The organism is Stenotrophomonas sp. TWI809 (assembly GCF_039673205.1).
Taxonomy (GTDB): Bacteria; Pseudomonadota; Gammaproteobacteria; order Xanthomonadales; family Xanthomonadaceae; genus Stenotrophomonas.
The window spans coordinates 118,393-128,771 of sequence record NZ_JBDJLE010000011.1 but is presented as its reverse complement, the minus strand read 5'-3'; the positions used below and the strand labels follow the sequence as shown (position 1 = coordinate 128,771).

Genomic DNA, 10,379 nt, shown 5'->3' with positions numbered 1-10,379 from the left:
ATTCATCTCCCCCCCCCTGGGGGGCCCCCCCCCCCCCCCCCCCCCACTACCAGGCGGGTCATTACCACCGGCGGCTCATTGCCACCGGCGGGTCAGTGACCCGATTCGACCTTGCGCCATTCCACGGCGGCACGATCCAGCACACCGTTGACGTAGGTGTGGCCGTGTTCGGAACCGAAACGCTTGGCCGATTCGATCGCTTCGTTGATCACGACGCGGTACGGCACGTCCAGGCGGTAACGCATTTCATACGCAGCCACACGCAGCGCGGCGCGTTCAATCGCATCCACTTCTTCGATGCCGCGATCCAGGTACGGATCGATCGCCGCGTCCAGATCCTTGCGGTTGTCGAGCACGCCGTGCACCAGCGCTTCGAAGTAAGCCAGATCCGCGATTTCGCGGGCCTGTTCGTGGGCGAACTGGGCGATCACGCTCTGCGCATTGCCACCGGAGATCTGCCACGCGTAGATCGCCTGCAGCGCACGACGCCGGGCGCGCGAACGCAGCACGGGGTCGACGCCATCACGGCGGACGGGCTTACCGGAGGGCTTGCCCGGGTTTGACTTGTTCATGGCAGCTGCTCCAGAAGATTGACCATTTCCAACGCCGTCAGTGCGGCTTCCTCCCCCTTGTTGCCGTGGCTGCCCCCCGCGCGGGCTTCGGCATCCTCGGCCCGTTCCACCGCCAGCACGCCATTGAGCACCGGCACGCCGAAATCCAGCTGCACGCGCATCAGGCCTTCGGCGCAGCGGTCGGCCACGTGTTCGTAATGGCGGGTATCGCCGCGGATCACGCAGCCCAGGGTGATGATCGCGGCATGCTGATGGGCCGCCGCCAGACGCGCAGCGACCAGCGGCAGTTCCCATGCGCCGGGCACGCGGATCACGTCGATGGCGGACTCGTCGATCCCGTTGCCGGCCAGGCTCTGCCGCGCACCGGCCACCAGCACGTCGGTGATGCGGGCATTCCAGCGGCTGGCGAGGATGGCGAAACGGGCCGTTTCCGGAGTACGGAGGTCGCCTTCGTAATGGCTCATGTTCGGCGTGGGGTCCATTTAATAGGTGAATATTCTAGCGCATGGCCGCGTGTAGCCGGGTCGCCATGCGTTATGGGTCGGGTCGGGGGCCAAAGCCCCCTGAGAGTCAGGGGGCTGCCACGAAGCGGCGGGGGTCTGGATTTTGGTTAAGAGGCGCCCGTGATCTGCGAAGCAGATCGTGGGGCGTCAGCGCGCAGGCGATGAAGCGTTCTCCACCGTCTCGACCACTTCCAGGCCATACCCGGCCAGGCCGATCTGGCGGCGGGGGGTGCCCAGCACGCGCAGCTTGCCCAGGCCGAGGTCGGACAGGATCTGCGCCCCGGCCCCGTTGCGGCGCCACTGGCTCACGTCCTTGTCCTTGCCCGGCACCACCGGCACCGGCTGCTGGCGCAGGCGGGCCAGCAGGCTGTTGGTGTCGCGCGGCGCCGACAGCACCACCATCACGCCACGCTCGGCGGCGGCAATGGCACGCAGGGCATCGGTGGAGGCCACCCCGAAATCATCGCGGCGCCAGTGCAGCAGATCGGCCAGCGGGTTTTCCACCTGCACCCGGACCAGGGTCGGCTCGGCATCCGGGGTGCCGCGGACCAGCGCGAAGTGCAGGTCGTGCGCGATCCGGTCGCGGTAGGTGACCAGCGTGAACGGGCCGAACTCGGTCTCGATCTCGCGCTCGTCCACACGCTCGACCGTCTTCTCCGTGGCAAGGCGGTAGGCGATCAGGTCGGCGATCGAGCCCATCTTCAGGCCGTGCTCGCGGGCGAACACCTCCAGCTCCGGGCGGCGCGCCATGCTGCCGTCGGGGTTGAGGATCTCCACCAGCACGCCAGCCGGCTCCAGGCCTGCCAGCATGGCCAGATCGACGCCGGCCTCGGTATGCCCGGCGCGGGTCAGCACGCCGCCCGGCTGGGCGATCAGCGGGAAGATGTGGCCCGGCTGGTGCAGGTCGGCCGGCTTGGCGTCCGGTTTTACCGCGGTGCGGATGGTGTGCGCACGGTCGTAGGCCGAGATACCGGTGGTGACACCCTCGGCGGCCTCGATGCTGACCGTGAAGTTGGTCTGGAACTGCGCGGTGTTGGCCTGGACCATCGGCGCCAGGCCGAGATCGGCAGCGCGCTCACGGGTCAGCGGCAGGCACACCAGGCCACGGCCATGGGTGACCATGAAGTTGATGTCCGACGGCTTGACCAGCTCGGCGGCCATGATCAGGTCGCCTTCGTTCTCGCGGTCTTCGTCATCGACGATGACGACCATGCGGCCAAGGCGGATGTCCTCGAGAATCTCGGGAATGGGGGCGAAATTCATGCGCGTGCTCCTGCACCCAACAAACGTTCGACGTAACGGGCGACCAGATCGATTTCAAGATTGACCGCACTGCCCACGGCCGTTGCGGCGAAGGCGGTGTTGGCCACGGTGTGCGGGATGAGAGCGACCTCGAAGCCCTGCTCGTCCACCTCGTTGACGGTCAGGCTGACTCCGTCCACGCAGATCGAGCCTTTCTTGGCGATGTAGCGCAGCAACGCGGCCGGCGCGGCGAAGCGCCAGCGCTGGGCACGCGCATCGTCATGCACCGACAACACCTGGCCCAGGCCATCGACATGGCCGCTGACCAGATGACCCCCCAGGCGATCGGTCGGGCGCATCGCGCGTTCGAGATTGATGACGGCGCCGTCGGCCAGCTGCCCCAGCGTGGTCAGGCCCAACGTCTCGGTCGAGGCGTCGGCCTGGAAGCGGGTGGCGTCATAAGCGATGACGGTGAGGCAGACCCCGTTGATGGCGATGCTTTCGCCCATCTGCACGTTCTCGAACGGCAGGGTGCCCACGTCAAAGGTAAAGCGGACATCGCCGCCAAGGGTGTCGCGTGCGGCCAGACGGCCGACGCCTTCGATGATTCCAGTAAACAAGGAACGTTCTCCGCGGAAAGTGAGCGAAAAACGCCGCAAGGCATATAGGTGCACGCCGAGCACCAAGGCCCGGCCGCACCGTCTTCTTTCATCCGGACTATACCGTCGGCTCCGGCATCGGACCGGATCTGCTGACCTTCCGGAGGACCGGGAAGCGCTCGCGGGCTCGTGCTTGCGCACCTACCGCCGGTGGGGAATCGCACCCCGCCCTGAAGACGTTTGTGTACCGGCGAACCGGCGCGGCTAGTGTAACAGGGCACCCTGACTGGGGGCTTTAAGTTAAATAAGTGTTAAGCTATTCCACTGAGTGCTGCGCCCCGTGGAGAGGAGGCACACACATCGGTTACTGATCGGGCTGCGGCGTCCGCGCCGCGCCATGATCGAACGGGTCCCGCAAGGGGCCCGTTTTTTATGGGCGCAGCAACAGGCGGAGGTCCTCACCCACCTGGCGCCTGTCCACCACGCGCAGCCGGCGCTGCTGTTCCATCGCGTGGATACCCAGGCCGGACAGCAGCGGCAGCCCATGCTCACCGAGCAACGTGGGCGCCTGGTACAGCAACAGTTCGTCGACCCAGCCGCCAGCCAGCAACGCGCCGGCCAAGGTGGCGCCGGCCTCGGTATGCACGTCATTGATGCCGCGCTCGGCGAGCATCGCCAACACCGCGCCCAGATCCAGACGACCGTCATGGCTGGGCACGCTGGCGAACTCCGCATCGGCGCCGTCCGGCGGGCTGACCGCGGCGTCATGCACGTACAAGGTCGGCGCCCCGCCCTCGCGCACCCGCGCGCACGCCAGCGAGCGCAGGCGTGCATCGAGTACCACCCGCAAGGGCGGCAATACCTCGGTATCGGCCAGCCGCACGGTCAACATCGGGTCATCGGCCAACACGGTGGCCGCGCCGGTGAGAATCGCACCGGCACGCGCACGCCAGTACTGCACATCGTCGCGGGCGGCCGCACCGGTGATCCATTTGGAGCGGCCATCGGCCATCGCCGTACGCCCGTCCAGACTGGCCGCGAGCTTCACCCGCACCCACGGGCGGCCGCGCTCGATGCGTGACAGGAACCCGTGGTTGAGCTCGCGCGCCTGCGCAGCCATCAACCCTTCGGCGACCTCGATGCCGGCGTCGCGCAGCAGCACGAAGCCCCCCCCATCGACCTTCGGGAAAGGATCGCGCATCGCCGCCACCACGCGTGTCACCCCTGCCTCGATCAAGGCCAGTGCACACGGGGGCGTGCGACCGTGGTGCGCGCATGGCTCCAGGGTCACGTAGGCGGTGGCACCGCGGGCCTGTTCACCGGCCTGGCGCAGTGCGAACACTTCCGCGTGCGGGCCGCCGGTGCGCTGGTGCCAGCCCTCGCCGACCACCACCTCATCGCGTGCGATCACGCAGCCGACCATCGGGTTGGGCCGCGCGGTATACGCGGCGCGCTCGGCCAGGCGCAGCGCATGCGCCATGTGCTGGTGGTCGAGAGCGGTAAATTCAGTCATGGCGGTGAGCGTCCGGCGGCAGGCAGCCGCGATGGTAGCTCAGCCGTGGTGGCCGCGATGCGGCGCAGGCTCAGCCTTTCTTTTTCTTGGTCAGCGCGATCACATCGCCGAGCAGCTGCAGCTGTTCGGTGCTGGAAGGCAGCTCGCGCTCGAGCTTCTCGATTTCCTCGCGGAAATCGGCCACGTCTTCGAAGCTGCGGTACACCGAGGCAAACCGCACGTAGCCGACATGATCGAGCTTGCGCAGCTCGTTCATCACGAACTCGCCGACCTTGATCGAGGGGATTTCGCGTTCGCCACAGATACGCGCCTGCTGCATCACCGCGCGCACCGCCAGCTCGATCTTGTCCTCGGGAACCGGGCGCTTCTGCAGCGCGCGGTCAAAACCACTGCGGACCTTGCGGGCATCGAAGGCCTCGCGGCTGCCATCGCTTTTCACGATCGCCGGCAGTTTAAGTTCGATGGTTTCCAGGGTACTGAAGCGCTCGTTGCAGGCCTCGCACTCACGCCGACGCCGGATCGTCGCCCCGTCTTCAGAGACGCGCGAGTCGATCACACGGGTATCGGCATGCTGGCAGAACGGACAGTACATGGAACGCCTTGCATCAGGAAAACGTCATGCCGTGGTCACGGCAGCGTCGCAACGGTACCTGAGAGGGACCGGCTACAGCAAATGGACGGGGGGAGAGTCCAGCCCTGTCTAGGTGGCGCGCCGACGCAACCACAGCAGGTGCGCCGTACAGGAGAACAGCGGCAGGCCTGCCATCAGGCGCGCGACGGCCGCGGGCAAGGCGCCGTCGAAAGCATTATGCGCCGCTGTGTGCGATGGGCCTGCATCCGGTCAGGTGCCCTGCGTTCGCCGCAGCCGCACCAGCATGACCGCCGGCAGCAGCAGCGGCGGCCCCGCCAGCAGCAGGACCAGCGCCGTTGGACTGGCGGCGGCCTGCCAGAACGCCATGCCGACGACTGCCACGGCGGCCATCCCCCCAAGGCCCAATGCAGCCCATGGCCAGGCCCCGCTGTCACGCAGGCCGGTGCGTCCCGCTCGAAGATAGCGGCTGCTCAACCATAGCCAGCCGAATACCCCGATCAGGCCCGCACTTCCCCAGCCCCCGATCAACAGGCGCGAGGCGCGATCGAGATAGGTCGGTTCGAGGAACGCGACCCAGACCCCGATGGCGGCGAACGTGCCGCCGCCGGCCATCCCCACGATGCCGCAGACAAGGGCCAGCACGGCGTAGGTACGCCGTTGCCGGCCCTCGCCCATATCAGCCGTAAACCGGGTACTTGCGGCACTGCGCGCTGACCGCGTCGCGGACGCGGGCGATCACGGCCTCATCGGCCGGGGCGTCGAGCACGTCGGCGATCCAGTTGGCCAGATCCACGCAGTCCTGCTCCACGTAACCGCGCGTGGTGACCGCCGGAGTACCCAGGCGCAGGCCCGAGGTCACGAACGGCGAACGCGGGTCGTTCGGTACCGAGTTCTTGTTGACGGTGATGTGGGCCAGGCCGAGCGCGGCTTCCGCATCCTTGCCCGAGACATCCTTGCCGATCATGTCGACCAGCATCAGGTGATTCTGGGTACCGCCGGAAACGATCTTGTAGCCGCGCGCGATCAGCGTGTTGGCCATCGCCTGGGCGTTCTTGACCACCTGCTGCTGGTAGGCCTTGAAGCCCGGCTCCAGCGCTTCCTTGAAGGCCACGGCCTTGCCGGCGATGACATGCATCAGCGGACCGCCCTGGATGCCCGGGAACACGATGGACTGCAGCTTCTTCTGCAGTTCTTCGCTGGCGCCCTTGGCGATGATGATGCCGCCGCGTGGGCCGCGCAGGGTCTTGTGGGTGGTGGAGGTGACCACGTGGGCGTGCGGCAGCGGGCTCGGGTAGACGCCAGCGGCAACCAGACCCGCCACGTGCGCCATGTCCACGAACAGGTAGGCACCGACCTTGTCGGCGATGGCGCGGAAGCGCGCCCAGTCCACCACCTGCGAGTACGCCGAGAAACCGGCGACGACCATCTTCGGCTTGTGCTCCAGGGCCAGACGCTCGACCTCGTCATAGTCGATCAGGCCGGCTTCGTCGACACCGTACTGGACGGCGTTGAACAGCTTGCCCGAGGCATTGACCTTGGCACCGTGGGTCAGGTGGCCACCATGGGCCAGGCTCATGCCCAGGATGGTGTCGCCCGGCTGCAGCAGCGCGAAGTACACCGCCTGGTTGGCTTGCGAGCCGCTGTGCGGCTGCACGTTGGCATAGTCGGCATCGAACAGCTGCTTGAGGCGGTCGATGGCCAGCTGTTCGGCGATGTCCACGTACTCGCAGCCACCGTAGTAGCGCTTGCCCGGGTAGCCTTCGGCGTACTTGTTGGTCAGCTGGCTGCCCTGGGCTTCCATCACCGCCGGACTGGTGTAGTTCTCGCTGGCGATCAGCTCGACGTGGTCTTCCTGGCGCTGGGTTTCGGCGGCGATGGCCTTGGCCAGTTCGGGATCGTAGGTTTCGATGCGGACGTCACGCGGGAACATCGGTTACTCCAGGCAGGCAGAGGGGGTACAGCGCGAGCTCTGGATTGTAGTCCCCGCGGCGCGGGGTGACCAATCCCGGCGCGCGGCCCCGGAACGCGGAACGGCGCCCCGAAGGGCGCCGTCCAGGCCGTCAAGCGCGCCTGCCGGCGGGCTTACCGGTTGATCACGTAGTCGGCAATGATCCCGGTGGCGATGGCGACCAGCAGCAGGTTGCCGCGGTCGTCGCGGATCCAGTGGTGGTCACGCGGCGGGCGGCGCACCGAGTAGCGGCTGTAATCGTTCACCACGTACACCGGGCCGCCGTAGTACTCGCGGTAACGGTGGCCGCGCGCCCAGCCGTAGGAGCCGTAGCCCGGGGCCGGGCGATAGACCACGCGCGGCGGCGGCGGGCCCGGACGGTAGTAACCCCGGTTGTCGTAGCGAGGGTCGTAACGGCGGTCGTGGCGGACCTCGCGACGGTCATGACGATCGTGCCGGTCATGGCGATCGTGGCGGTTGTCGCGGCGGTCATCACGCCACTCCCGGCGGTCGTGACCGCGGCCACGATGGTCATCGGCGAAGGCCGGGGCCACGGTGCCCAAGGCCAGCAGCGAGGCGACGGCCCCGACCACAAATCGATTCATGCGCATGATTGGCCTCGCTTGGTGGGTTGATGGCTCCATCATGCGCACGCCGTCTGAACGGTCTCCGGCTGGAAACGGTTTCCAATTCAAGCGCTTTGACCCCGCATTCAGGCGGCGGCAAGCCCCGGGGCTCGTGGCTCCCGGCGGCACTGATCGCTTCCGGCTATAATCGGGGCATCCTTTTCTTCCATCTGTTCCTGTTCCGTCCGGAACGGGCGCAGGGTTGCGCCTTCGGAGACCTCATGTCCTCGCAATACATCTACACCATGAACCGCGTCAGCAAGGTGGTCCCGCCCAAGCGGCAGATCATCAAGGACATCTCGCTGTCGTTCTTCCCGGGTGCCAAGATCGGCCTGCTGGGCCTGAACGGCTCCGGCAAGTCGACGGTGCTCAAGATCATGGCCGGCGTGGACACCGATTTCGAGGGCGAAGCCCGCCCGCAGGCCGGCATCAAGGTCGGCTACCTGGCCCAGGAACCGGAGCTGGACCCGACCAAGACCGTGCGTGAATCGGTCGAGGAAGGCGTGGGCGAAGTGCTGCAGGCCCAGGCCCAGCTGGACGCCGTCTACCTGGCCTATGCCGAGGAAGGCGCGGACTTCGACAAGCTGGCCAAGGAACAGGAGCGCCTGGAGGCGATCCTGGCCGCCGGCGATGCACACACCCTGGAAAACCAGCTGGACGTGGCCGCCGATGCGCTGCGCCTGCCGCCGTGGGAAGCCATCGTGGGCACCCTGTCCGGTGGTGAAAAGCGTCGTGTGGCGCTGTGCCGCCTGCTGCTGCAGAAGCCGGACATGCTGCTGCTCGATGAACCGACCAACCATCTGGACGCCGAGTCCGTGGAATGGCTGGAGCAGTTCCTGGCCCGCTACACCGGCACCGTCGTGGCCGTCACCCATGATCGCTACTTCCTGGACAACGCCGCCGAGTGGATCCTGGAACTGGATCGCGGCCGCGGCATTCCGTGGAAGGGCAACTACACCGACTGGCTGACCCAGAAGGACGACCGCCTGCGTCAGGAAGACAACCAGGAAAAGTCCCGCCAGAAGGCGATCCAGAAGGAACTGGAGTGGTCGCGCCAGAACGCCAAGGGTGGCCGCACCAAGGGCAAGGCCCGTCTGGCCCGCCTGGAAGAGCTGCAGTCGGTGGATTACCAGAAGCGCAACGAGACCAACGAAATCTTCATTCCGCCGGGCGAGCGCCTGGGCAATGCGGTGATGGAGTTCAAGAACGTCTCCAAGAAGTTCGGTGATCGCCTGCTGTTCGACAACCTCAACTTCCTGGTGCCGGGTGGCGCGATCGTCGGCATCATCGGCCCCAACGGTGCCGGTAAGTCGACCCTGTTCAAGATGATCACCGGCCAGGAAAAACCGGACACCGGCGAGATCGTGGTCGGCCCGACCGTCAAGCTGTCCTACGTGGATCAGAGCCGCGACGCGCTGGAAGGCAACCACAACGTCTTCCAGGAAATCGCGGGCGGCCTGGACATCCTCAACATCAATGGCGTGGAGATCCAGTCGCGCGCCTACATCGGCCGCTTCAACTTCAAGGGCCAGGACCAGCAGAAGCTGGTCGGCTCGCTGTCCGGTGGTGAGCGTGGCCGCCTGCACATGGCCAAGACCCTGCTGCAGGGTGGCAACGTGCTGCTGCTCGATGAACCGTCCAACGATCTGGACATCGAAACCCTGCGTGCGCTGGAAGATGCGCTGCTGGAGTTCCCGGGCAACACCTTCGTGATTTCGCATGACCGCTGGTTCCTGGATCGCATCGCGACCCACATCCTGGCGTTCGAAGGCGACTCGCACGTGGAGTTCTTCCAGGGCAACTACCGCGAGTACGAAGAAGACAAGCGCCGCCGCATGGGCGACGACGCCGCACCGAAGCGCCTGCGCTTCAAGGCGCTGAAGTAACCTGGCAGATCACGACCGTTGGTCGTGACGCTTCACCGACGGCCGCGCACTGCGCGGCCGTTTTACATTCCGGTCGGTACCCACCGCTGGCCATAGGCACCAGAATGCAATTAATTGCATATCCATAGATAACGACTTCAGGTCTCCTACGCACCCCACGCAATTGCACCCTGCAATCGCGGTCAACGTAGGAAACCACCAATGAAAGCACTGGTCATGAGTACCGCAGCCCTGCTGCTGTCGGGCACCGCCGCGGCGGCGCCGGCGAACTGGGAAGGCCGCTACATGGGCGTCCAGGCGAGCCATGCAGAAGGCAAGAGCCAGGACCGCAGCAACGCCAACGCCTCTGAAAAAAGCCCGCGCGGGTTCACCGGCGGCGTGCAGGCCGGCCGCACCTGGCAGTTCGACAGCAACGTGGTGACGGGCATCGAAGGCAGCCTCGCTATCGGCAGCATCGACCGCGACTGGAAGGACCGCGAACACCACCCGCACAGCCCGTACTACGGCAAGGACGCGGTGACCCGGTCGGGGTCGGTCAACCTGATGCTCGGCTATGCGGTCGGCCCGGTGCTGCCCTACCTGACCACCGGCGTGACCGTGGCCCGCCAGGAATACACGCTGGGCTGCGACACATCGCTGGTCGAGAAAACCAACGGCTGCCGCGTGGCGGAATTCGAGACCGGCGCCCGCCATGTTTCCACCGGCGTCAATGTCGGTGCAGGCGTGCTGGTGCGGTTCAACGAGCGCCTGTCCGCCGGCGTGGAGTACCGCTACACCAACCTGGGCTCCAGCCCGGTGCAGCTGCACGATCCGAACTACCCCGACGCGGCCCGCCGCAGCTTCCATACCGACTACAGCAGCGTTACGCTGAAGATGAATTACCACTTCTAACCCGCCA

Annotated in this window: 11 protein-coding genes and 1 riboswitch; of the genes, 2 read left to right on the top strand and 9 right to left on the bottom strand. The window is 66.5% G+C overall.

What is annotated here, in order from left to right; all coding sequences use genetic code 11:
* Positions 1–92 precede the first annotated feature (92 nt).
* The 9 genes from nusB to ABE472_RS10680 all read right to left on the bottom strand — a co-directional run bounded on the left by nusB (position 93) and on the right by ABE472_RS10680 (position 7,580).
* The gene (gene nusB, locus ABE472_RS10720) at positions 93–572 is read right to left on the bottom strand and encodes a transcription antitermination factor NusB (RefSeq protein WP_313209299.1); all 480 of its coding nucleotides are present in this window, start codon (positions 570–572) and stop codon (positions 93–95) included.
* Positions 569–1,036, bottom strand: a complete 468-nt coding sequence (gene ribH / locus ABE472_RS10715) for a 6,7-dimethyl-8-ribityllumazine synthase (RefSeq protein WP_313209297.1) — start codon at positions 1,034–1,036, stop codon at positions 569–571. The genes nusB and ribH overlap by 4 nt, the downstream gene beginning before the upstream one ends.
* A gap of 186 nt (positions 1,037–1,222) precedes the next feature.
* Positions 1,223–2,338 carry a 3,4-dihydroxy-2-butanone-4-phosphate synthase gene (ribB, locus tag ABE472_RS10710; RefSeq protein ID WP_313209295.1) on the bottom strand — a complete coding sequence of 372 codons (1,116 nt, stop codon included), beginning with the start codon at positions 2,336–2,338 and terminating at the stop codon, positions 1,223–1,225.
* Entirely contained in the window at positions 2,335–2,937 is a 603-nt protein-coding gene (locus tag ABE472_RS10705; protein ID WP_070426607.1) for a riboflavin synthase, read from the bottom strand. The genes ribB and ABE472_RS10705 overlap by 4 nt, the downstream gene beginning before the upstream one ends.
* Before the next feature lie 76 nt (positions 2,938–3,013).
* Positions 3,014–3,158: riboswitch (FMN riboswitch) on the bottom strand.
* A gap of 188 nt (positions 3,159–3,346) precedes the next feature.
* Complete coding sequence (gene ribD / locus ABE472_RS10700; RefSeq protein WP_346466161.1) at positions 3,347–4,429, bottom strand: bifunctional diaminohydroxyphosphoribosylaminopyrimidine deaminase/5-amino-6-(5-phosphoribosylamino)uracil reductase RibD; 1,083 nt, start codon at positions 4,427–4,429, stop codon at positions 3,347–3,349.
* A 70-nt stretch (positions 4,430–4,499) separates the two neighbouring features.
* Positions 4,500–5,021 (bottom strand): transcriptional regulator NrdR, encoded by a 522-nt coding sequence (gene nrdR, locus ABE472_RS10695; RefSeq protein ID WP_019182518.1) that lies wholly within the window; start codon positions 5,019–5,021, stop codon positions 4,500–4,502.
* Positions 5,022–5,270: 249 nt separating this feature from the next.
* Positions 5,271–5,663, bottom strand: a complete 393-nt coding sequence (locus ABE472_RS10690) for a hypothetical protein (protein WP_313209289.1) — start codon at positions 5,661–5,663, stop codon at positions 5,271–5,273.
* Positions 5,664–5,697: 34 nt separating this feature from the next.
* Positions 5,698–6,951 carry a serine hydroxymethyltransferase gene (glyA, locus tag ABE472_RS10685; RefSeq protein WP_070471705.1) on the bottom strand — a complete coding sequence of 418 codons (1,254 nt, stop codon included), beginning with the start codon at positions 6,949–6,951 and terminating at the stop codon, positions 5,698–5,700.
* A gap of 152 nt (positions 6,952–7,103) precedes the next feature.
* Positions 7,104–7,580 carry an RcnB family protein gene (locus ABE472_RS10680; protein WP_265309649.1) on the bottom strand — a complete coding sequence of 159 codons (477 nt, stop codon included), beginning with the start codon at positions 7,578–7,580 and terminating at the stop codon, positions 7,104–7,106.
* A 236-nt stretch (positions 7,581–7,816) separates the two neighbouring features.
* On the opposite strand from ABE472_RS10680, the gene ettA reads away from it, so the two are divergent.
* The gene (gene ettA / locus ABE472_RS10675) at positions 7,817–9,481 is read left to right on the top strand and encodes an energy-dependent translational throttle protein EttA (protein WP_121042662.1); all 1,665 of its coding nucleotides are present in this window, start codon (positions 7,817–7,819) and stop codon (positions 9,479–9,481) included.
* Positions 9,482–9,697: 216 nt separating this feature from the next.
* A complete protein-coding gene (locus tag ABE472_RS10670; RefSeq protein WP_346466160.1) occupies positions 9,698–10,372 on the top strand; it encodes an outer membrane beta-barrel protein in 675 nt (224 codons plus the stop codon).
* The last annotated feature ends 7 nt before the right edge of the window (positions 10,373–10,379 follow it).